This window comes from Pseudoalteromonas sp. SR43-2 (assembly GCF_014163885.1).
GTDB classification, from domain to species: Bacteria; Pseudomonadota; Gammaproteobacteria; order Enterobacterales; family Alteromonadaceae; genus Pseudoalteromonas; species Pseudoalteromonas distincta.
Window position 1 is genome coordinate 230,243 of sequence record NZ_JACJED010000003.1, and the last position, 23,852, is coordinate 254,094.

17 protein-coding genes are annotated in these 23,852 nt (G+C 40.0%); 11 read left to right on the forward strand and 6 right to left on the reverse strand.

From position 1 onward, the window contains the following. Window positions 1–187: 187 nt before the first annotated feature. Window positions 188–2,650 (reverse strand): prolyl oligopeptidase family serine peptidase, encoded by a 2,463-nt coding sequence (locus H5120_RS04015; RefSeq protein ID WP_182673668.1) that lies wholly within the window; start codon window positions 2,648–2,650, stop codon window positions 188–190. Window positions 2,651–2,816: 166 nt separating this feature from the next. On the opposite strand from H5120_RS04015, the gene H5120_RS04020 reads away from it, so the two are divergent. From H5120_RS04020 to H5120_RS04030, 3 genes are all read left to right on the forward strand, one after another. Then, entirely contained in the window at window positions 2,817–3,812 is a 996-nt protein-coding gene (locus H5120_RS04020) for a LacI family DNA-binding transcriptional regulator (RefSeq protein ID WP_182673669.1), read from the forward strand. After that, the gene (locus H5120_RS04025) at window positions 3,809–5,038 is read left to right on the forward strand and encodes a glycosyltransferase (RefSeq protein WP_182673670.1); all 1,230 of its coding nucleotides are present in this window, start codon (window positions 3,809–3,811) and stop codon (window positions 5,036–5,038) included. The genes H5120_RS04020 and H5120_RS04025 overlap by 4 nt, the downstream gene beginning before the upstream one ends. 116 nt (window positions 5,039–5,154) lie before the next feature. Beyond that, window positions 5,155–6,381 (forward strand): threonine/serine exporter ThrE family protein, encoded by a 1,227-nt coding sequence (locus H5120_RS04030; protein WP_002960134.1) that lies wholly within the window; start codon window positions 5,155–5,157, stop codon window positions 6,379–6,381. A gap of 64 nt (window positions 6,382–6,445) precedes the next feature. Here H5120_RS04030 and H5120_RS04035 read toward each other — a convergent pair whose 3' ends face one another. Together H5120_RS04035 and poxB are read right to left on the reverse strand one after the other, a co-directional pair. Then, entirely contained in the window at window positions 6,446–6,817 is a 372-nt protein-coding gene (locus H5120_RS04035) for a hypothetical protein (RefSeq protein WP_259396304.1), read from the reverse strand. A 260-nt stretch (window positions 6,818–7,077) separates the two neighbouring features. Further along, window positions 7,078–8,802, reverse strand: a complete 1,725-nt coding sequence (poxB, locus tag H5120_RS04040) for a ubiquinone-dependent pyruvate dehydrogenase (RefSeq protein WP_182673671.1) — start codon at window positions 8,800–8,802, stop codon at window positions 7,078–7,080. A 316-nt stretch (window positions 8,803–9,118) separates the two neighbouring features. Here poxB and H5120_RS04045 point away from each other — a divergent pair, with 316 nt between their 5' ends. Both H5120_RS04045 and H5120_RS04050 read left to right on the forward strand, forming a co-directional pair. Next, window positions 9,119–10,774 carry a pseudouridine synthase gene (locus tag H5120_RS04045; protein WP_182673672.1) on the forward strand — a complete coding sequence of 552 codons (1,656 nt, stop codon included), beginning with the start codon at window positions 9,119–9,121 and terminating at the stop codon, window positions 10,772–10,774. Window positions 10,775–10,952: 178 nt separating this feature from the next. Continuing rightward, the gene (locus tag H5120_RS04050) at window positions 10,953–12,872 is read left to right on the forward strand and encodes a GGDEF domain-containing protein (RefSeq protein WP_182673673.1); all 1,920 of its coding nucleotides are present in this window, start codon (window positions 10,953–10,955) and stop codon (window positions 12,870–12,872) included. Between the two features lie 36 nt (window positions 12,873–12,908). On the opposite strand, the gene H5120_RS04055 is transcribed toward H5120_RS04050, so the two are convergent. Both H5120_RS04055 and H5120_RS04060 read right to left on the reverse strand, forming a co-directional pair. After that, entirely contained in the window at window positions 12,909–13,127 is a 219-nt protein-coding gene (locus H5120_RS04055) for a DUF6500 family protein (RefSeq protein WP_007377212.1), read from the reverse strand. Between the two features lie 343 nt (window positions 13,128–13,470). Then, window positions 13,471–13,725, reverse strand: coding sequence for a hypothetical protein (locus H5120_RS04060; RefSeq protein ID WP_182673674.1), 255 nt, complete (start codon window positions 13,723–13,725; stop codon window positions 13,471–13,473). A gap of 331 nt (window positions 13,726–14,056) precedes the next feature. Between H5120_RS04060 and H5120_RS04065 the strand changes: the two genes are divergently transcribed. After that, entirely contained in the window at window positions 14,057–14,482 is a 426-nt protein-coding gene (locus tag H5120_RS04065) for a hemerythrin domain-containing protein (RefSeq protein WP_182673675.1), read from the forward strand. Window positions 14,483–14,575: 93 nt separating this feature from the next. Here the strand turns inward: H5120_RS04065 and H5120_RS04070 are convergent, their stop codons facing one another. Next, complete coding sequence (locus H5120_RS04070; RefSeq protein WP_002960120.1) at window positions 14,576–14,989, reverse strand: hypothetical protein; 414 nt, start codon at window positions 14,987–14,989, stop codon at window positions 14,576–14,578. Window positions 14,990–15,407: 418 nt separating this feature from the next. On the opposite strand from H5120_RS04070, the gene H5120_RS04075 reads away from it, so the two are divergent. From H5120_RS04075 to H5120_RS04095, 5 genes are read left to right on the forward strand one after another with little or no spacing between them, the layout of a single operon-like run. Next, a complete protein-coding gene (locus H5120_RS04075) occupies window positions 15,408–17,768 on the forward strand; it encodes a TonB-dependent siderophore receptor (protein WP_182673676.1) in 2,361 nt (786 codons plus the stop codon). 10 nt (window positions 17,769–17,778) lie between these two features. Beyond that, a complete protein-coding gene (locus tag H5120_RS04080) occupies window positions 17,779–19,932 on the forward strand; it encodes an FAD-dependent oxidoreductase (RefSeq protein ID WP_182673677.1) in 2,154 nt (717 codons plus the stop codon). Between the two features lies 1 nt (window position 19,933). Next, the gene (locus H5120_RS04085; protein WP_182673678.1) at window positions 19,934–20,752 is read left to right on the forward strand and encodes a DUF547 domain-containing protein; all 819 of its coding nucleotides are present in this window, start codon (window positions 19,934–19,936) and stop codon (window positions 20,750–20,752) included. Continuing rightward, window positions 20,739–22,073 (forward strand): ABC transporter substrate-binding protein, encoded by a 1,335-nt coding sequence (locus tag H5120_RS04090; RefSeq protein WP_182673679.1) that lies wholly within the window; start codon window positions 20,739–20,741, stop codon window positions 22,071–22,073. The genes H5120_RS04085 and H5120_RS04090 overlap by 14 nt, the downstream gene beginning before the upstream one ends. Beyond that, complete coding sequence (locus H5120_RS04095) at window positions 22,070–23,824, forward strand: ABC transporter permease (protein ID WP_182673680.1); 1,755 nt, start codon at window positions 22,070–22,072, stop codon at window positions 23,822–23,824. Before H5120_RS04090 ends, H5120_RS04095 begins: the two co-directional genes overlap by 4 nt. Window positions 23,825–23,852 lie beyond the last annotated feature (28 nt).

The following is a 23,852-nucleotide window of genomic DNA, read 5'->3' on the forward strand; positions in this document are numbered from 1 at the left end:
TGTTCCCACAACACATGTAATAAGCTTTTACGCGCACGGTAACCATGTGCTTCGTAAGGGAGCATTACTAAGCGAGCATCTTTACCTAAACCTTTTAGAGCTGCGTACATGCGCTCACTTTGCATTGGGAAGGTTCCGTGAGATTGAGGGTGGGTCTTCTTGCACCCCACCGCATATGTAAAAGCATCTATTGCCCAGCACTTACCACGGGTTCAGTAATAACCTCTACTGGCTCTGCTGTATCATTTAACAAATACTTATCTAACCACTGTTCTTGTTCCCACAACACATGTAATAAGCTTTTACGCGCACGGTAACCATGTGCTTCGTAAGGGAGCATTACTAAGCGAGCATCTTTACCTAAACCTTTTAGAGCTGCGTACATGCGCTCACTTTGCATAGGGAAAGTGCCCGAATTAGGATCTTCTTGACCGTGGATCATTAGCATTGGCTCGTTAATTTTTTCAGCATGGAAAAACGGCGACATATTAGCGTACACACTTTGTGCTTGCCAAAAATCACGCTCTTCTCCTTGAAAACCAAACGGCGTTAATGTGCGGTTATACGCACCACTGCGGGCAATACCTGTTTTAAATAAATCGCTATGAGCCAATAAGTTAGCAACCATAAATGCACCGTATGAGTGCCCTGCTATGGCAATATTGTTTTTATCGGCAATACCTTTTTTAACTAATACATCAACAGCTGCTTGCGCACTTGATACTAACTGCTTTCTAAAGTTATCGTTTGGCTCGCTGCCATCAATACCTACAATTGGCATTTTAGGGTCGTCAAACACGGCAATCCCTTTGGCAAGGTAAGGCATTGGGCCCCAATAACCAATGTAAGTAAATGCATAAGGCGATTCGCGTACTTGCGATGCAACGGCTTTATCTTTGTATTCAAGTGGATAAGCCCACATAAGTACCGGTAACGGGCCTTGTGTTTTATCGTACCCTGGTGGTAAATAAAGCGTGCCCGAAAGCTCAACACCGTCGTCGCGTTTATAACGTAATTGCTCTTTAGTTACGCCTTTAAATGCAGGGTATGGGTGCTCAAATGTCGTTAGTTGCGTTAGCGTGTCGTTATCTAAATCACGTATAAAAAAGTTAGGTTGCTCAGTTTTAGATTCGCGAATAGTAATAAAGCGCTCACCTTCGTCATCAAGCAGTGCGCGAACACGCTCGTAGTATGGCGCTTCTGATTGCCATAAACGCTTGCTGCTATTTGTTTTAACATCGTACCTATCTAAAAACGGCACATTACCTTGCTCTGAAGCACCATTACCGCGCAGGTAAATATAACGCCCGCCTACAATTTTAATTACGTTTGCACCTAAATCGTTGCGCTCGTAAATTGCATTACCCGGGTCTTTGTACGCATCGTTGTAACTACGCTCTGAAAATAGCACGCGGTTTTTGTCGGCATCTCGTGGTTGTACAACAAAGGTGCGTACTTGGCGATCGCTAAAGCGCCAGTCTGTCAGCATTGCTACGTTTTCGTTGCCCCACTCCATTCCCGCATAACGGCGTTCTACTTTGGCAAATAATTTAGGCTCGCGTTTAAATGGTGCACGTAAGCTGTAAACATAATCATGATGCTCAACGTCGGTTTTCATGTCACCGCCATCTTGTGCTTCTGCCCAAATAACTTCAGCGCCTTGATCGGCTCGCCATTCAAAATCGCGGCGGCCAGTGCGTACGCTGTCGTAGCCTTGTGGAATATTATCGGCAAGTGGCTGTTTTGCCAGCTCTGCTAATGCATAGCCGCGCATGCCCCATATTTGCCACGTGCTTGCAAAGCGGCTGTAAGGCACTTGATACGAAAACGGCTCATTAATACCGGCAACTAAAATATTGGTAGAATCAGGTGATACCGAAAACGATTTAAATAAAGAAGGGCTACCTATTGCTTGAGTATTGCCATCAAGCGTTATGTAAGCCAATTGCCCTTGGCCGTAAAACTTAAACTGTGATTCATCAAACGGGCTGGTTAATAAATTTTGGTAAGTACGTGCTGGTGCTTTTTCGCCAGTACTTTGTTGAATAACAGGCACTACATTTTGGCTGTTATTTTCAAGCCTTGGTTTACCAAAATTAACAGCAAGATTTGCAATAATGGCGCTGCTATCTGGCAGCCATTTATATGGCGATGCAGTTAGTACCGAATTTAACGCAGCACTAGTTAACTCTTTTGCTTGTTTGGTTTCAACGCTGTAAAGCCATAAGTTGGCTTGGGTTGGTTGCTCAACAACAAAGGCTAAATATTTACTATTAGATGACCATTTAGGTGAGCGGATAATGCCATTAGGTAAGTTGTTAATGCTAATAACCGACCCGCTTTGAACATGCTTTAGCTCCACGGCACTAAATTTGGCACTCACACGAGAGCGCGAAAAATTAGCGGGGTTTAGCTTAATACCAGCAAGCTTAAGCTCTTCTTTTGCAAGTTCATCAAGGGTTACTACACGTTTGCGTTCAAAAAGCGCTAGCCACTGGCCATCGCTCGATAAGTAACTAGTGGGTGCTAACTTAGCGTCAACCAATGCTGCAAGTTCAGGTGATGGGGTTTGATAGCCCTGCTCGGCGTAACTTGTTGGCACCAATGCCACACAACAAATAAAGGCAACTAACAGCCTAAAAGCGCTCATGTTTTTATCCTTTTGTTATTTTTTACTCTTATAGGCGTATATAAACACGTTTTGCTTTGTTCATAAAGTATTAAGGTAAGTTAAACACCTCTAAAAGATGACTTAATAGTGCTGATTAAGCTAAACTACAGCGCTATTTATTCACCACTGCGGTACTTAAAATACAATGCATAACAAAGCCAAATCAGTCACCATTTTTGATGTTGCAGAGCGTGCTGGTGTATCAAAATCAACCGTATCCTTGGTACTTACCCAAAGCGATAAAGTGGGCAATAAAAGTAAACAAAAAATACTCAAAGCGATAGATGAGCTAGGATACGTTTATAATCGTGATGCCGCTGCTATGCGCTCAAAACGCTCTAACTTAGTGGCCATAGTAATAAATGATTTAACTAACCCAGCTATTGCACACCTTGCTACCAGCTTACAACTTTTGTTAAACGACAATGGCTTACAAGCCATGATTGTAAGCAGTAATAATAGTCTTGAGCTACAAGCAAACGCAGTTAAAAACTTGAAAGAATACAACGCGGCTGCATTTATTATTTGCCCCGTTGCTAATACTTGCCCCAAATGGCTTGATGCGCTCAGCGCGCAGCACAAAGTAATTACCTTAATGAGTGAAGTGCCCTTTAGCGCAGCGCCATGCGTACTTCCCGATTATAAAAAAGCCAGCCACGTAGCCAGTATGCATATACTCGCACAAGGCGTGACAAACATAGCATTTATAGGCAATGAACTTACTTTAAGTGATTCACAAGCACTCCAAAGTGGCTTTAATACCGCATGCGCGCAGCACAGCATTACACCATTAGCACCCATTGACTGCGCAGTAAACACAGCCCTTAGCGCTAAAAATGCATTTATAGAAGCATATAAACACAACCCCACATTAAACGCAGTGGTGTGTGCAAACGATATTATTGCTCAAGGTGTTATTGCCGCCATTAACTCATTAACTCATCACTCTATAAAAGTAGTGAGTTGCCACCACATTCCTAATAGCGCGGTTATAAATAATCACTTAACCACCGTGGCTATTAGTACAACTGATATAGCTAAGCGGTGCCTTTTAATACTCCAAGAGCTACTACAAAATACAGCCCCGCCAGTAAAAACACTGGTAAATGTAAACTTACAAATTAGAGATTCTAGCCAATGAAAAAAGTGCTGGTAATTGGCTACGTATGGCCAGAGCCAAATTCGTCTGCTGCGGGAACGCACATGATGTCGTTATTAAATGCATTTAGAGCGCAAAACTGGGACGTTGAATTTGCAACGCCCGCGCAGCGCACCGAACACATGGTAAACCTTGACGACTTTGGTATAACCAGCCAAAGCATTGCACTAAACTGCGATAGCTTTGACGAATACGTTAAAGCCTATAACCCAGATATAGTCATGTTTGACCGCTTTATGATGGAAGAACAATTTGGCTGGCGCGTCGATAAATATTGCCCAAATGCCATTAAAATTCTCGATACCGAAGATTTACAATGCCTACGTAATGCACGCCACGAAGCGTTTAAAGGTGAGCGCGAGTTTACAACCAGCGATTTACACTCAGACATAGCAAAACGCGAAATTGCCGCTATTTTACGCTGCGACCTAAGCTTAATTATTTCAAGTTATGAAATGAGCCTACTAAACAGCGTATTTAAAATAGAGCCAAGCTTATTACACCATTTACCATTTATGGTCGATTTAAGCTCATTACCTACAAGTACAAAAACGTTTGAGCAGCGCCAGCACTTTATGACCATAGGTAACTTTAGACACGCGCCCAACTGGGATGCTGTACTTTACTTACAAAAAATATGGCCACTTATTCGAAAGCAACTCCCAAAAGCAGAACTACATATTTATGGCTCCTACCCACCACCAAAAGCCACGGCATTAAATAACCCTAAAACAGGGTTTTTAATAAAAGGCTGGGCCGATAATGCGTTTGATGTAATGCAAAGCGCACGCGTATGTTTAGCACCACTTCGTTTTGGTGCAGGGATTAAAGGTAAATTACTTGAAGCCATGATTATGCAAACACCCAGCGTTACCACTAATATTGGCGCAGAGGGCATGCATAACGATTTACCATGGCCTGGTAAAATAGCCAACACCGCCGACGATTTTGCCAACGCTGCTGTTGAAATGTACACCAATCAAAGTGACTTTGAGCAAGTGCAGCAAGATGGCAACACGCTCCTTAATACGCTTTACGATAAAGCTCAATTGAGCGCGGTGTTAATTAAAAAAATTGATTCAATAAGTAGTGATTTAGAGGCTCATCGCGAAAAAAACTTTACAGGCCAAATGCTCAAACATCATACAATGCGCAGCACTCAATACATGTCGCAATGGATAGCTGAAAAAAATAAAAAATTAGATTAAAAATGACTAGACACACACCAATTAGTGTTTAAAATCGCGCCCATCAAACGTGGGCAGTTTTAGCTGTATTGTCTATATTTTTAGCTTAGTTATCGCAATATTTGGTCCAAAAAGATTTGAAAACTGCAACCTTTACAGAAAAACGCAAATTTATCGTTAAATTGGGTAAAATGCTTCACAAGTATGGTACGCCTGCTTACCGACTAGAAGCCCACCTAATGGAAGTGGCTACATATTTAGGACTTAAATCGTCGTTTGTTATGTCGCCAACTTCGGTAACGTTTGTTATTTGGACTGATGGCCACGAAGACGAGTACACTCATGTTGCTCGTGTAGACCCTGGCGATCACGATTTAGGCTCACTTGCCGACACCGACGACCTTGTAAACCAAATGCTTGACGACAAGCTAACTTTACAAGAAGTTGACGCCCAGCTAGATGCTATCTACGACATGCCAAACCCATACAATAAACTTGTTACGGGCGTTGCCTTTGCAACTTCTGGTGGTGCGTTTGCAATGTTAATGGGTACTAGCTGGACTGATGTTATTTGGTCATCGCTTCTTACTTTAGTTGTTTATTTGTTTGTGCTTTGGTCGGGACGCTCAAAACGCGTAGCCCATATGCTTGAGCCATTAGTGGCCATAATATCAGCAATACTTGCCTGTGCAGTAAGCGTGTATATAACACCTGAAATAAACATACGCTTGGTGGTACTTTCGGCCATTATTGTATTTATACCAGGTTTAGCACTTGCGCTTGGCTTAGCAGAGCTTGCAGCGCGGCATTTAGTGTCGGGTACAGCAAGAGTCATGGACTCGTTTATGCTGTTATTTAAACTTTATTTTGGCGGTTTTATAGGCATAGGTATTGGCTTTGCACTCTTTGGGCAAGCTGACTTTGTACAACCTGAACCATTACCAAAGTGGACCGCATGGCTGGCTATATTTTTACTTTGTAGCAGCTTAATCGTTATTTTTAGAACCAAACTTAAGCACGCTGTTTGGTCTATTGCATCAGGGTTTATAGCCTATGGCACCAGTATTGGCTCGGCTATGTACCTTGATTACACGTTAGGTACGTTTGTAGGTGCTTTATCGGTGGGTATATTTAGTAACTTGTTTAACCGCGTTGCTAATGCGCCAGCCTCTATTGTGGCCATGCAAGGCTTAATTGTATTAGTACCAGGTAGCAAAACCTATATTGGCTTAAACTCACTCATTGAAGGCCAAGACTTTATATACGCAGAGCATATAGGCCAGCAAACGTTTTTAATATTTATGTCACTTGTTGCAGGGCTAATATTTGCAAACGTAGCTCTTCCGCCTAAAAAGAGTTTGTAAGTGATACTGAGCGCTCGCTTTACTTTAATTGAGTAAAGCGAGTAAAACGTTAAACTAAAAACAACTACCAAGTAGCAATTGAGGCCAATGCTAAGTGTTTTAGCTCATTACATTGCACTTGAGTCAAACTCAAAAACCTCATAGTAATCAAAAAAACTAGCCAAGGTAGGGTAAGCGCTGTTTCTTGATCCCAGCAAATTGTTACTGTTTGCGAATCATTTACTAAGCCCTTTAACCATTGGCGTGTTAACTCACTCCCTTGTGTGGAGTCGAATCTTTTTGCTCCGACCGGAAAGTTAATAGGTGTAGTAGCAATTAATGCTCTTGCTTGATCTTCGTTCAACGGAATAAGTTTATTTAGTGTATCTTTAGAAAAATCACCATAGGATGAGCTAATCCAGCACCATGCTAAAGAAAAGTCTTCAATTTTAATCAACGCTCTATACCTACTTTTATAAACACGTAATTGACCTTATAGGTTATTACTATTACCTACTCCATACAAACTTCATGTTATTTTACTTTTAGTTCAACAAGTTACAAGAGATCACTATGGTTTATTAATATTTAAGAAAGTATGTCAGACGTTTTTTACATTACGTGAAAGGTATACATTTTCAATAAGCAAATAATAGAGGACATTATTGCTTTATACTTCCCTATTGAGCAAAAGTACTCAATAGGGAAGTAACTCACTTAGCGTGACCAGTTAGTTTTGGCAAGCTCTACAATCTCGTTTCCTTTGCCATTTATTAACGCCTTCATCATGTAAACACTAAAGCCTTTTGCTTGCTCTAATTTGATTTGCGGTGGCATTGAAAGCTCTTGTTTTGCAGTATCGACTTCTAAAACAACAGGTCCTGAGTGGTTCATCATCTCGTTCATTGCCGATGGTAATTTTTCAGGGTCATCCACATGAATCCCTTTTAAGCCGCAGGCCTGTGCAATGTTAGCAAAACTTGGGTTTTCTAAATCGGTATCGCTTGATAAAAACCCACTGGCTTTCATTTCCATAGCCACAAAACTAAGTGAGCGATTATTATAAACAACAATCTTTATTGGTAAATTAAGCTGCTTAAGTGAGATTAAATCCCCCATTAACATCGAAAAGCCACCATCACCACACATTGCAATGACTTGGCGGTCTCTATCAACAGATTGAACCCCCATTGCCTGCGACATCGCATTTGCCATAGAGCCATGATTAAACGAGCCAATTAAGCGACGCTTACCATTCATTGATAAATAACGCGCAGCCCACACTGTTGGCGTACCTACATCACAAGTAAAAACAGCATCGTCAGCTGCTTGCTCGTTGAGTAAACGCGTTAAGTATTGCGGGTGAATTAAATTTTGCGAGGTTTTACCACTGGCAAGTTCATCGAGATCTTGTCGAGACTCTTTGTAGTTTTTAACACATTTTTGTAAGTGCGAACTGCTCCGTTCACCTTTAATATAATCAAGCAGTGTGGTCACTGAATTTTTAGTATCCCCTAATACGCCACAATCAATTTGAACGTGTCGCCCGAGTGACGCAGCCTGATTATCAATTTGCAATATGGTGGTATTTTCAGGATAAAAAGCACGATAAGGAAAACTAGTACCAATCATTAATAACGTATCGGCTTCTTGCATTGCATGATAGCCCGATGCAAAGCCAATAAATCCGGTCATACCAACATCATAAGGATTATCGTATTCAATAAATTCTTTACCGCGCATGGCATGCACTATCGGTGCTTGTAATTTTTCGGCTAACGCAACAATTTCGTCGTGGGCATCCTTACAACCAGCACCACACAATAAGGTTACTTTTTTACTTTTATTAAGATGAGTCGCCATTGCTTCAATATCAGATAAAGCGGGGGTATACGTTGCTGGCTTTGGCACGTTCCATTTTGGTTTGATAGCTTTAGGCATATCTTTTAATGCAATATCACCAGGTAGCACAAGTACACTCACGCCTTTGTTTAATATTGCTTGTCGCATTGCGGTTTCTAGCAGGTATGGCATTTGCTCAGGGCTCGACACCATTTCACAATACACACTGCATTCTTTAAATAATTCTTGCGGATGGGTTTCTTGAAAATAACTACTGCCAATTTCAGATGAAGGAATGTGTGCGGCAATTGCTAATACTGGTACATTATTGCGCTGACAATCAAATAAGCCATTAATTAAATGAAGATTACCTGGCCCGCAAGAACCCACACACACCGCAAGCTCGCCTGATAAATGGGCTTCGCCACCAGCTGCAAATGCGGCAACTTCTTCATGTCGCGTACCTAACCATTCAATTGTTCCCATTTTTCGCAGACTTTCACTAATGCCGTTAAGTGAATCGCCAGTTACTCCCCAAATACGTTTTACGCCAGCTCGTTCAAGGGTTTTAGTGATAAAACTTGCGATATTTTGACTCATAATATAGAACTCCTAAATATTCAGTTATTCTGTAAATTGATTTTTCGTCTCTGATCTATCAGGTAAGTCATCGTTTCGAAATGCGCTCAATTATTGAGAATCGATAAGCTTAAATATTTTGATAATGATAGATATATTACTACTGAGACTTTACTAACAAACGCCTAAGTCTGCTGCGCCCCCATACTGATACATAAAACATGAATGTCCGCTTTAAAGTGTTTATGAATATGCGGGTGCGAGATTTTTAGTGGCTTAACTATGAATATGTTATTATGCGCTCAATTATTTTACTGAATGCTTTTCTCTTACTTCTATGCCAAATTCTGCTTCTTGCTTTACATTATTTTCTCAAAATATTGATGCTCTCGCGCTTCCTGAAAAGTTTACTTTTCCTTTTTATTACGAGCCGCAACCATTAGCTGTAGCAGCCACTAAACAATTACAGCAACAACTTGAAACGTTAACGCATTTAAAAGCAGAAAATGCAGGTAAAATGTTTGGGGTTTTAGTGGTGCAAAATGCTAAGCAACAATTAGGCTTTTTAAGTGCTTATTCGGGACAAATTGAAGGTGATAAAGCCAATATTAGCTTTGTGCCGCCTGTTTCTAGCATGCAACTTCAAGACGATACCTATTTGGCTCAAAGTAAAATAATTAACGATATTAATGCTCAAATTGAGCAATTAGAAAATAGTGAACAACTGCTTGAAGTTAATAGCAAACTTGATGATGCAACAAAGAGCTACCAGCAAGCGCTATTAGCTCAACAGGCAGTAATGCAAGCCGGTCGTCAGCAACGAAAAATACAACGTACTGAAGGTGAATTAGAACTTAGCGAAAGTGATTTTGAGCAGTTAAAAAATAAGCTTGCAGTGCAAAGCATCGTAGAAAAAAAGCAACTGCTGGCACTTAAAGCCTATTGGCAAAATATAATCGAGTCACTGCAGCAAACACACATCAATATTTCTGATGAAATTGCTCATTTAAAAAAGCGCCGTAAAACGCTTTCTAAAAGCTTACAAAAAAAGTTATTTGCTCAGTACCAGTTTTTAAATGCAAATGGTGAAACTACAGACTTAAATGCCATATTCGCAGCATTACCTGAGCACACTCCTCCTTCGGGTGCTGGCGATTGTGCAGCGCCTAAATTATTACAATACGCCTATAAACATGACTTAAAGCCACTTGCTATGGCTGAGTTTTGGTGGGGAGCAGCACCTAAATCAGCAATTAGGCAGCATAAAAACTACTACCCTTCTTGTTACAGTAAATGCCAACCAATACTTGGGCACATGCTAAAGGGTTTAGATGTTGAAGATAACCCGCTACTTATTAACCCAGCTCAGGGTAAAGATTTAAGTATTGTTTATAAAGATGACGACTTACTTGTGGTAAATAAGCCCGCTGAGTTTTTATCAGTGCCTGGCGTTAATATTGATGACTCAGTTTATATGCGAATCAAAACGCAGTTTCCAGAGGCATCAGGCCCACTAATTGTTCACAGATTAGATATGTCGACTTCTGGGTTATTGATGATTGCGCTTAATAAACGCGTGCACAAAGCACTGCAAAAGCAGTTTATTGAACGCACCATAGATAAACGTTATGTCGCATTAGTTAATGGTAACGTAGCTGAGGATAGCGGAGTAATTGATTTACCCTTAGTGCTCGACTTTGATGATAAACCGCGCCAAATGGTGTGTTACACACACGGTAAGCCATCACTTACTACCTGGCAGGTTTTAGAGCGTAACAACAACATTACCCGATTACAGTTATACCCTAAAACAGGGCGAACTCATCAATTAAGAGTGCATTGCGCACACAGTTTAGGTTTAAACATGCCAATTATAGGCGACACACATTACGGACAAAAAGCCGATAGATTACATTTACACGCAGAATACTTAGCATTTACTCACCCTATTACGCTCGAGCGATTAGAGTTTGAAGTAGCTGCAGATTTTTAATAAAAACACATAGCTACAACGACTATATTATTCAATGTGTTGGTTTTTATTAATTTAATTGATATCGTTTGTGGTCTTGTTTTTTCAATGAGAAGTATAAAAAACTGTTCAAACCCAAGTTTATTAAGCAATGTGAATAAGTATTTCAATAATAAAAATAAGTCAGCAAAGGATTAACATGGCTAACAATACACAAATAAAGATTTTAGGTAATACTTTATGGGCAAAGTATATTGTTCTCCTTTTATTTTTACTTTTTAGTAAACTTGCCTCTGCTAACGGCGATTCATTAAATGCAACTTCACATGCGCTAGACTTTGACACGACTCAAACACTCATTAAAAACATAAAACTAAATGAATTAGACTATCTTGAAAATGAAAACAAACTCACTCAAGCGTTTAAAATAAGCAAAGATCAAAATTGGGAAAAGCTTCATCTAGAAGCGGCCGCTTTGTATGCGGAGTTACTTTTTAGACAAGAAAAATACGCAGCATTAAATACTCACTTATCCTATTACTTAAAGAACAAAGAGTTACCAAACCAAAAAAGTGTGTATTTATTATTTCTCGAATCACAACTCAAGTCTCTAGCGAGGGATGCAAACCCAGCTCCAGCACACACGCTAGCCACAAAATTAGAAGAGAGCTTGCAACATCATTCATCTAAAGAAAAAATTATTATTTTACGAGCACTTGCTTACTATTACACCGATACTGATGCATTGAAAAAGACCCTAAATGTTGCACTAGAAGGGCTAGAATTAGCATTAAAAGATGACGACTCAGCATCTCAGGGATACTTTTTTAGAAAAATAGCCGATGCATATAATTATCTAAACGAAAAAGACAAAGCCATATATTATGCAAAAAAAGCGGTTGCGGCATATGAGCAAACACAAGACGGGCTTTTTACTGCAAAAGCATATTGGAGTTTAGGCAATATATTGCTCGAGATAAAAAAACCTAAAGATGCCTTAATATACCTAGACAAAGCATTGTTCTACTTTAAAAAAGCTAATATGCAAAAAGGCTTAACCTTTGCCCAATACTCAATTGCTAGCATTGAGTACTTACAAGCAAACTACGATAAAGCTTTAACTTTAACTAAAGAGAACATTGAGCTTGCTCGTTCTGCAGGTGTACACGACATGCAACTCGCATCGCTCATTTTGTTAGCTGACATATATATAAAACTAGATTTACTTGATCAAGCAAATGAAGCAAACGATGAGGTGTTTTTAAACTTAGATAAATTCAGCCGCAGTATTTATAAAGCCGATTTTTTAAGTAAACGCTATGAGCTAAAGCGACGCCTTAACTACACTAACGAGGCTTTTGAAGCAATTGAACAAAAGCTCCTTTATACAAAAAAACACTACGAAGCTACCAGTGAAAGTAATATAAAAACACTACAGGTACAGTTTGAAGTAAAAGAAAAAGAAGAGAAAATACAGCAACTAGAGTACGCAAAAGATATTAGTGAACTACAAGCTAAAGAAGAGTACCAACAAAAAATAATTTGGCGACTCAGCGCTGCTATTGCGTTTATTTTAGTGATTGCTTCATTATTTTTATTTTATCGGCAAGCTCGACAACGTCAAAAATATCACAATATTTCATTAACAGATTATCTAACAAATAGCCCTAATCGCAGAGGAATAATGCGCGCAGCAGAAGCAAAGCTTGATGAAGGTAAAATGACGATAGCAATTGTTGACTTAGACTACTTTAAAAAAGTTAACGACCAATTTGGTCACGATGTTGGGGATTTAGTTCTTATTTCCTTTGCAAAGGCTGCAAAAGAAACACTAAGTGGTGATCATCAGTTTGGCCGCTACGGCGGCGAAGAATGGTTGTTTGCACTAAATTCGGTTGACGAACTAGCTATTCGAGATATCTTTGACCAGCTCGCCACTAGGTTTACCGAGCATTGTAGTAATATAAAAGACCTTCCTAGTAATACAAAAATCACTTTTAGTGTGGGAGCCTCTGTAAGTAGCCCCTTAAAAAGCACACTAGATGTTCTTATTAAGCATGCAGATAAATTACTTTATAAAGCAAAAGAAAACGGAAGAAACCAAGTCGTTGTTGATTAGATAAATACAGCTAAAAGTACTTGCTCAGTTAATTGACTAAAGTCCATCTAAAACCATCTGTTTAATTTTATGTGCTTTTACAAAATGATCTAATTTATGAGTGTGTATCCACCAAGTAGCGGCCTCCATAAGTAGCTCTGGGTCGTCGTTTTTATTGGCAAAAAATGCATAAAAAGAAAGCCCTACATTTTCGCCTTTAGCTGCTATTTTTTTATCGCACACAGTAATTATTTTTGCTCTTAGTTCTTCCCTCATACATACCTTATTTAATTATATTTTTATTATTAAAATACGCCATTTAAAAAGCTAACGATTAGCTGTAAAAGGCTTCTATCAACCAAGCCATGATTCTCAAGCTCTTTATTAGGCGTATTTACTTTTGCAGCTTTGCATTCATTATCTAATGTCTCATTTTTACGTGTATCGGTTTCGTATGCAATATCTGCTTATTCCATACATTTTGCCGAGCCTGCGTAAGGCTTTGCCGCACAAGCGCTCAGTAATAAAAAAAGTGGAATTGCTATCAATAATTGCTTCATAACTAATCCTATTTTTGCGCAACTTATTTACTTTAAATTACAGCTGCAAGTTAGCCTATTTACTTTTCTACCACCATTACAAAAAATTCAAAAAAGAACGTACCGATGGCATCAAAAAAAGTATCATTTTTTTCATCCTTTTTAATTTGTGCGCTAATGCATTGATTGTAAACCTGTGAGCTTGTTTGAGCGCCATTTCGATCAACCATTTCGGCCTCTTCAATGCATAAGTTAGGGTCAGAACGCGGGGCTGCACTACATGCACTCAGTAAAGCGCACAGTAGTAATGCGGCGACGGGGCTTTTTATGTTCATCCTTAAACTATCCTATCAAGTTAACGTGCTACCTGCATTTATATGTGAGAGTAATATATAGGTTGTACCCAAATAACACTGGCACTTTATCACTGCTATAAAATAAACAACCAGTAAATATTTGTAAGGTTCTGTAGGAATTTATACTCACTTTTATAATTGAACTACGCAAAAGCCTGAAATTATTGCATTCATATCACTGTAAAATTTACAGTGATCGCAGCCAAAGAATAAAAAATTAAATTAAATTTATTAAAATACAATAACTTAATATTTGGCATTTAGTTTGCTAGTTAATGATATAAGCAAATAAATTGTAAAAGGACTAGTTATGAATATTTTTGAAGCACTACGTCATGACCATGACAAACAACGAGAATTGGTAGATGCGCTTATTCAAACACACGGCGACACAGAGCAGCGCCACAAGCTAATGGATGAGCTAAAAACAGAATTAGAAAATCACGCAAAATTTGAAGAACGTTACTTTTATAACCCACTTATGTTTGATGACTTAACTCATGAAAAAGCGCGCCACAGCGTAGCTGAACATCACGAAATTGATGAATTAATTGAACAACTTGAAGATACCGAAATGAGCTCGTCTGCATGGTTAGTTGCAGCTAAAAAGCTACACCATTTGGTACATCATCATTTAAGTGAAGAAGAACACGAAGTGTTTCAATTAGCGGGTAAAGCACTTACCGAAGGGCAAAAAGAGAGCCTTGCTGAGCAATACAACGACGCAATGCATTAGTTGCATAACACGCAAACCGACTTCCACACACTCCCTGTGTACTTATTGGTTATAAGCCTTATGGCTTATAACCAATTTTTTACATGTACTTTATTACTTTACAGTAAATTTCACGTCTTGGTCGCGTAATAAGTAAAGTGCAAAACACGCAGCCCACATTGGCCATGCAGTAAAGAATAATAAGTTATTAAAGCCATCTATGTACTGGTTGTAAGAAGAAAGCGTAGATAAGCCATGCATTACAAAAATGATACCGTACGTTATACGCTTTTTAATACCTGCTAAAAATGCTAAAACAAGCACTAACTGCACCGCACCAATAATGTAAGCCACTATATCTGTAGAGCCACTAATACCGTAAAAATGTTCAAAAATACGTGCGCTATGCCCAGGATTAACAAACTTATCGAATGTCCACATAACCATTACAATAAACACGCCTAAACGCAAAGATAAAAGTGACCACTGCAAACGGTTTTGCACATCAGAATTCATTGAACCTGTCATAAAATTTCCTTAAATGAATATTAATAAACGTAGAAGTAAGCTAGACCGTATAAGTTATTTTTTATTTCAAAAATTTTTAATTAAATTCATTAATTAAGCCATGCAGTACTAAAAGTGAAGCTTATTTAAGTAATTTAAAAATGCTGCATAAAAGTTAACTCTTTTAAAATGTTAGCAGGTTGAAAGTAGTCTATAATTAATAAATCCTATTAAAAGCAAACATTTACTTTCACTCTAATACAATCGCCCTATTAATATTTTATCGACTAATAAAACAATAGTACTTAATTACCAACTTTGTAATGCATCTGTTTTGTTATGTTCTAAAAAACAAAAAGAATCAAAATTTTACTGAAAGTTATTTTTAATCCTTTCGGTCTTTATCGCCAACAACATTTTAACCGTAGAGAGAAAACGTTTGAAACACGCATATTTAGCACTTTCCCTAGCCACCATATTAAATACACCACTTAATGCTTTTGCAGCCGAAGAATCAAAATCAGCAAAAGAAGGCGCAATTGAGCGTATTGAGGTGGCAGGCCAAGTTATTAAATCTCAAGGTCTTTCGGTTAAAAATGTCACTGTAGACGGCCCTTTTGGCGACAACTTAGCTCTACGAGATATAGCCCGTTCAGTAACACCAATTTCAAGCGAGTTAATAGAACAACTCAATATTACGACTTTACAAGATGTACTTGCAGTAAGCCCTAATACCTATTCAGCCAGTGGTTTTGGGGCACCAAGCTTACCTACTATTCGTGGGCAACTAGGTGAGCTTTTCCAAGATGGTACACGCCGCCAAGCAGGTAATAATGGCTTTGGTGTGCCGTTATCGTTCAACTCTATAGAACAAATAGATGTAGTAAAAGGCGCGCCACCGGTATTATTTGGCTCAAGCCAACGCAACGGTGGTTTTGTAAACTTACATTCTAAAAAAGCATCAACTGACGACAGTAAAGGCAAAGCAACGGTATCTGCAGGACGATGGGATCAGTACAGCGTTTTAGTTGATTACAGTGCACCTATAGTAAAAGACAAAGTAGGTTTTAGAGTAAGCGCTGAACACATTGATAACGGCAGTTACTACGACTTTTCGGGCACGAAAAGCGACAGCTTATATGCAGCACTTAGGGTGTTACCTGATGACAAGAGCAGCTGGGATATTAACTTTGAGTTATACCAAGTTGAATTTACCGATAACGCAGGTATTAACCGCCCTACTCAAGCCTTAATTGATGATGGCCTTTATATTACCGGCCAAGGCGTGCAAGCCAATGGCAGTACAGTACCTGCAGCTGGTTCTATTGTTTCACCTACTGGGCAAGTAAAAATAGACCGTAGTACAGTACTTACCGACCCTGACAATCAAAACGAAGCCACTACTTATTTACTACACAGTATTTATAAGCGTGAACTTTCAAACAATGCATCTATAAAAAACATTACGTATTTTCAGCACTTACAACGCGAAGAAATTGCACAAAATAGCTTTGTTGAAATTATAGATGGTGCCGATACCGCGCAAAACCGTACCGAATTGACCTACCAATGGAGCAACGAGCAGCAAACAATTTTTGCTTTTGATGTGCGTTACAACCGCGTGCTAGGCTACAGCCAATTTACAACAGAAGCCGACTTACCTATTGATTTAACTGGCCCAATTTCAAATCGCCGCATTCCTTTAACTGATGCACAACAAGCGCGTTTAATTGAAATTAGTCCAGGTGTATTTGTATCCCCTGGTGGTCAGTACGATATTAATAACGATGGCAGCGGCGACTTTAACTTATCAGACACTACCGATTCGCGCTCATGGCAAACGGGTTTTGCTATTCAGCAAGATTCAGATTGGACAGATAAGTTTCATACAAGTGTTGGCTACCGCATAGATTTTTATGACGTAGACGCGCACGACCCAATAGCACCAGAGGGTGAAATTGCAGCGAGCGACAGCATTAACGATAAGCTACATTCGGGGCAAGTAAGCTTTAACTACCGATTAAATGGTGATTACACCACTTATGGTGCAGCAAGTTACAACGAAGCCACATCAAATAGTATGGCTGGCGGCACATCTCTTGGTGGTGATAACACGATTAGCGCACAAAACTTTTCAACCGAAAATACCTTAGTTGAATTTGGTTTGAAATACGCACCAACCGACAGTGATTGGTACGCCGATGGAGCAGTATTCAGCCAACGTCGTAGTTTACGTAATCGTGATGGTAGTAATACCGGCATTCGTACTACCGGCTTTGAAAGCCAAGTATTTTATGATGCTTACCCTTATTGGCTAAGTGCCGGCTACAGCTATATTGACGCTCGCTACGATAATTCTGCAAGTAGCCAAGACTCAGCGCAAGTAGCAGATGCATTTGACAACTCACGTCCAGATATTATTTCAGGTACCAGTGTTGGCGCACCTAGCTTTACCGCGTTTGCACCTTCAAACCGCCAAGTTCAGGGCATCCCTGAGCAATCTTTCAGCTTTAACGGAAATTATTCAATTAATTCGAAATGGCAAACGGGTTTTTCAGGTCTATATACAAAGAGTTACCCATTAGACTTTTTGGCGACAGTAAAAATTCGTGATCAGTACACCCTAAACGTAAATACTAGCTATGCTTTTACGCCTAATACCAAGTTACGATTAGATGTGAACAACGTGACGAATCAAAAAAACTGGCGCCCAGTATTTGAAGGCGGTTACTTTGGTGCAACTTTAGCTTTTCCTGAGTTGCCAATTAACGCCAAGTTAACCCTTACGCATAGTTTTTAAGAGAGAGAACATGATTAAAAAAATATTTCTATTATTGATTGCAGCGGCCGCCGTCGGTCTGTTCTTTCATTTTGACTTACACCAACTACTTACGCTTGATGGCTTAAAAGGGTCGATGGATCAGTTTAACCAATACAAAGAGCAGTCACCGTTACTAGTTATTGGTGGGTTCTTTTTACTATACGTAGTAGTAACTGCTCTCTCTTTACCAGGCGCCGCTATTTTAACACTTGCCGCAGGTGCATTGTTTGGCTTAGTTGAAGGCTTATTGGTTGCATCTTTTGCCTCAACTATTGGCGCAACACTTGCCTTTTTAGTATCGCGTTACTTACTACGTGACACTATTAAACAACGTTTTCCTGAGCGATTAGCCGCCATTGATGCAGGCGTTGAAAAAGAAGGTGGATTTTACTTATTTACGCTTAGATTAGTGCCGGTGTTTCCGTTCTTTTTAATCAACTTACTAATGGGTGTTACTTCAATAAAGTCTTGGACTTACTACTGGGTAAGCCAAGCAGGTATGCTCGCCGGTACATTTGTATTTGTTAACGCAGGTACACAACTGGCGCAAATAGAGAGCTTATCTGGAATTTTATCATTCAACTTAATCTTATCATTCGCTTTATTGGGTATATTCCCATTCATTGCAAAAGGAATCTTAAACGTGTTTAAAAAGCGTCGCGTATACAAAAACTACACTAAGCCTAAAAAATTCGACCGTAACATGATTGTTATTGGCGCAGGCGCAGGTGGTTTGGTAACAAGTTATATAGCCGCTGCTGTTAAAGCAAAAGTAACCCTTATTGAAGCGGGCGAAATGGGTGGAGACTGTTTAAACTATGGTTGTGTTCCAAGTAAAGCAGTCATTAAAAGCGCTAAAATTGCAGAACAAATTCGCCATGGTGAAAACTACGGCCTAGAAAATGCGACACCGCAGTTTTCGTTCAAAAAAGTAATGGCACGTGTACATAAAGTTATTGCCGATGTAGCACCGCACGACAGCGTTGAGCGTTACACCAACCTAGGCGTAGATGTTGTAAAAGGTTACGGTAAATTAATAGACCCGTGGACTGTAGAAATTAAACTTAACGACGGTGGCACGCAAACACTCACGGCACGCACCATTGTTATTGCAACTGGCGCACGCCCATTTGTACCGCCACTACCTGGTATTGAAGAAACAGGCTATGTAACAAGCGATACATTGTGGAATAAATTTGCAGAGCTAGACGAAGCACCTAAAAAACTTGTAGTACTTGGTGGTGGTCCAATTGGGAGCGAATTAGCACAAAGCTTTGCACGTTTAGGTTCAAGCGTTACGCAAATTGAAATGGCGGAGCGCATCATGATCAAAGAAGATCTTGAAGTGTCTACTTTTGCTCACGAAGCGTTAACCGAAAGTGGTGTTAATATTTTAACATCGCACCAAGCACTTCGCTGTGAAGCTCGCGATGGTAAAAAATATATTGTTGTTAAACATAACGACAAAGAAATAGATATTGAATACGACGAGCTATTATGTGCCGTTGGTAGAAGTGCACGCCTTAAAGGTTATGGCCTTGAAGAGCTTGGCATTGAAACAAACCGCACAGTAGTAACTAACGAATACCTAGAAACACTGTACCCTAATATTTTTGCAGCAGGCGATATTGTAGGTCCATACCAATTTACACATGTGGCAGCTCATCAGGGTTGGTACGCAGCGGTAAATGGCTTATTTGGTCACCTTAAAAAGTTTAAAGTAGATTACCGTGTTATTCCGTGGACTACGTTTATTGACCCAGAAGTAGCACGTGTTGGCTTAAACGAGCAAGACGCAAAAGACAAAGGCATAGATTACGAAATCACTCGTTTTGAATTTGAAGAGCTAGACCGTGCAATTACCGACAGCGCCACTAAAGGCTTTATTAAAGTAATTACACCCAAAGGCAAAGACAAAATATTGGGTGTTACCGTAGTATCTGAACACGCTGGCGATTTAATTGCTGAGTTTGTACTGGCAATGAAACACGGTTTAGGCCTTAACAAAATACTCGGTACTATACACAGCTACCCTACTTGGGCTGAAGGTAACAAATACGCAGCAGGTGAGTGGAAACGCGCTCATGCACCTGAAAAAGTGCTTAACTTGCTTGAAAAATACCACACTTGGCGCAGAGGCTAATATGTTTAAAACACCTCTAAAAGCATTGCTACTTAGTTCGGCTTTAGTTGTAACATCGTTTGCAACGTCATTTTCGGCCCAAGCCCAAAACATGCACGACAGCTGGAATGCATTGTTAAATAAGCATGTTGTCGCTATTAATCATAATCACAGTACTGAGGTTGATTACGCTGCTGTAAAACGTGAGCATGCACAGCTAAAAACGTATTTAGATTCGTTAACGGCTGTAACGCAAAGCGAATTTGACGCTTGGGAAAAGCCTAAGCAACTCGCTTTTTTAATCAATGCTTATAATGCGTGGACTGTTGAACTTATATTGACTAAGTACCCTGATATTAAGTCAATTAAAGACTTAGGGAGCTTTTTTAGCTCACCATGGAGTAAAGAGTTTGTGCCATTACTTGGCAAAACTCGCAGCCTTGATGATATAGAGCATGGTTTAATACGTGGCAGCGGTAGATACAACGACCCACGTATTCACTTTGCAGTAAATTGCGCGAGTATTGGTTGCCCAGCGCTTCGAGAAGAAGCCTATACAGCCACTGATTTAGAGAGCCAACTGCAAGAGCAAACGGTGCGCTTTTTATCAGATATGACACGTAATATGGCTCAAGAAAATACGCTAAGCGTGTCTTCAATATTTAAATGGTACGGCGATGACTTTGAAAACGGTTTTAGAGGTGCAAACACGCTACAGCAGTTTTTCCTGCAATATAGCGATGCACTTAAACTGATACCCGCTCAGCAAAAAGCACTTAAAAATGATGACATGAAAGTTAAATTTTTAGACTACAACTGGGATTTAAATGTTCGCCATTAAGTTTTGGCAAACACTGGCGCGATACAGCTTTTGCTGTGTCGCGTTTTGCGTTTGTGTAATCGCAAATTTAGCTGCTTTTTCGAGCACTGCGTTTGCTAATCCCGTTATCAACTCAAAGAGTGAAAGTAATTTAGTAATAAACACACAACAGGGAGCTCGCTGGCAACAAGTTCAAACACTTGGTAGTAATCAAGATGTTTACTTTTATGCATGGGGCGGCGACGCGCAAATAAATGCCTATATTCAATGGGCAGCGCAGCAAGTTAAAACTAAGTACAACATTAACCTAGTGCATGTAAAATTAAGTGATACCAGCGAAGCAGTAAGTCGTGTACTTGCCGAAAAATCAGCAAACAATAACAACCAAGGCAGCGTAGATTTAATGTGGATCAACGGGGCTAACTTTGCCACCATGAGTGAGCACTCTCTGCTTTTAAAGCAATGGGCAAATAAACTCCCCTACTTTGCATTAACCGATCCGGCTAACAACCCTGCTGTAACCTTTGACTTTGGTTTACCTACCAATGGGATGGAGGCTCCATGGGGGCAAGCGTCACTTACATTTTATTACGACAGCATTGCAATAAATGGTAAGGCAAACAATAAATTGCCTACTACATTAAACGAATTATTAAACTGGAGCGCGCAAAACCCTGGTCGCTTTAGTTACCCAAAGCCGCCTGACTTTTTAGGTATGAGCTTTTTAAAATACGCCTTAGTTGTACTGCATCAGCAAAGCAGCGAAAATATTAAAGCGCAGCTAAACCAACCAGCTACAACTAAAAATACAGCGCAAGTGTTAAACCCACTGTGGGACTTTTTAGATAAATTACACCCAACTCTTTGGCGTGGTGGCACTCATTTTATGCAAAGTGGTGCTCAAATGCGCCGCTTAGTAGACGATACAGAGTTGAGTTTAGCCTTTACTTTTTCTGCACCTGAAGTACCCGCAGCTGTAAAACGCTATGATTTACCAAACAGCATTCGCAGTTACGCAATGAGTGATGGCAGTTTAAGTAATACCCATTTTGTGGCAATCCCTTACAATGCAAGCCACCAGCAAAGTGCGCAATTAGTGGCTAATTTTTTACTCAGCCCTGAGGCGCAAGCTCAAAAACAAAAAGCGCATATATGGGGCGATAAAAGCGTACTTATTCAATCAACGTTAACGCCTGATCAGCAAGCTTTATTTAAAACAGCTAAACCGCATCCAAGTGCACTGCCTTTAAACAGTATTAAACGCACATTGAGCGAACCTCATCCAAGCTGGGTAAACGCCATTATGCAAGGTTGGCAAACTCGTTATGGAGTAAGCCAATGAGTGTTATTTCAAAAAGTGTACCGATTAATACCAAAGCAACAACGCAGTGCAGCACCGATATGTTTACGCGCATTGTAAAATTTAGCCCGCGATTTTTACTCGCTTTACTTATACTACCCGTACTTGGTGGCTTAATTAGCGTATTGCTGCCTGCCTTTGGTTATGCGCCCGTACTTGAGCAAACTACATTTAGCTTGCAAGGTTTTAATGCCCTTTGGCAAACACCTGGCCTTACTCAAATGGTTACCTTAAGCGTTGCAACGGGCTTAATAAGTACTCTGCTTGCATTTATCATTACTTTAATGATTTTAGCTGCGTTTTTTAATAGCCCGTGGCTTAACCGAATTCAGCGTTTATTGAGCCCTATATTAGTGATACCTCATGCCGCCGCGGCTATTGCAGTAGGGTTTTTAATTGCCCCTTCAGGTATGATTTCACGCTTAGCGTCGCCTTGGTTAAGCGGCTGGGAACTTGCGCCAAACGGCATGTTTCCGCACGATTCATTCGGTATTAGTATTATTTTAGGCTTAACACTCAAAGAGCTTCCCTTTTTATTACTAATGGCACTGGGCGTACTTGCACAACCTGAGCTTGGCAAAAAATTACGCCAACAACATAAGGTTGCGCTTAACTTGGGTTATTGCCCAATGACCGCCTTTTTTAAAGTAATACTGCCAAGTCTTTATCCGCTGCTGCGTTTGCCCCTTTTAGCAGTGCTTGCCTATGCAAGTGCCAGTGTAGAAATGCCACTCATTTTAGGCCCAAATACACCACCCACGTTGGCCGTTGCAATAATGCATTGGTTTAACGATGTTGATTTAAACCTGCGTATTAAAGCCTCAGCAGGTGCTTTATTACAACTGGCTGTTACAGGCGGTTTGTTAGCCCTTTGGCTTGGCGCAGAAAAGGCCGTAAAAGTGCTATTTAGCGACTCACTCACTAATGGAGTGCGCGAATACGGCGGATTTTATTGGCAAAAAATAACGGTAGTACTCACCGCATTAGTAATTGGCTTTATACTGTTGTCGCTTATTGGTTTAGTTATGTGGTCGGTTGCAGGCTTTTGGCGCTTTCCAGATGCAATGCCTGAGCAATTTACACTACTGCATTTTAAAAGTGCGCTAATGCAAATGAGCAGCCCGCTTTTTAATACCCTAGCAATCGGTTTAGTAACCACATTATTTGCCATTATTCTTACCTTGTTGTGTTTAGAATCAGAGCAGTTGAGTGACAAACCGATTTCTCGTTTTACCAGTTTAATTATTTACTTACCGTTATTAGTACCCAGTATTGCCTTTTTGTTTGGGCTAGTATGGATACAACAATTGGTAAATAACCAAGCCGCATTTTTTAATGTGGTACTTACGCATTTACTGTTTGTGTTGCCTTATGTGTTTTTGTCACTTGCGAGCAGTTATAGGCGCTTAGATCCTCGTTTTGCTCATGTTGCAGCAAGCCTAGGCGCAGCGCCATGCAAGGTGTTTTTTAAAGTAAAACTACCTCAGTTGTTTGCCCCTATTTTAATTGCAGCCGCACTGGGCTTAGCAATTAGTTTTGGACAATACCTCCCCACGCTTTTAGCTGGCGGCGGGCGCATAGCCACAATAACAACCGAAGCCGTTACGCTTGCCAATGGCGCAAGCAGACGCACCAGTGCCGTGTACGCTATTATGCAAATGGCGTTGCCACTTATTGGATTTATACTGGCATGGGTTTTACCTAAATATTTTTTCAAAAGTGCACGTGCTTAAAAGTGCACATATTTAAAGCACCCATGTT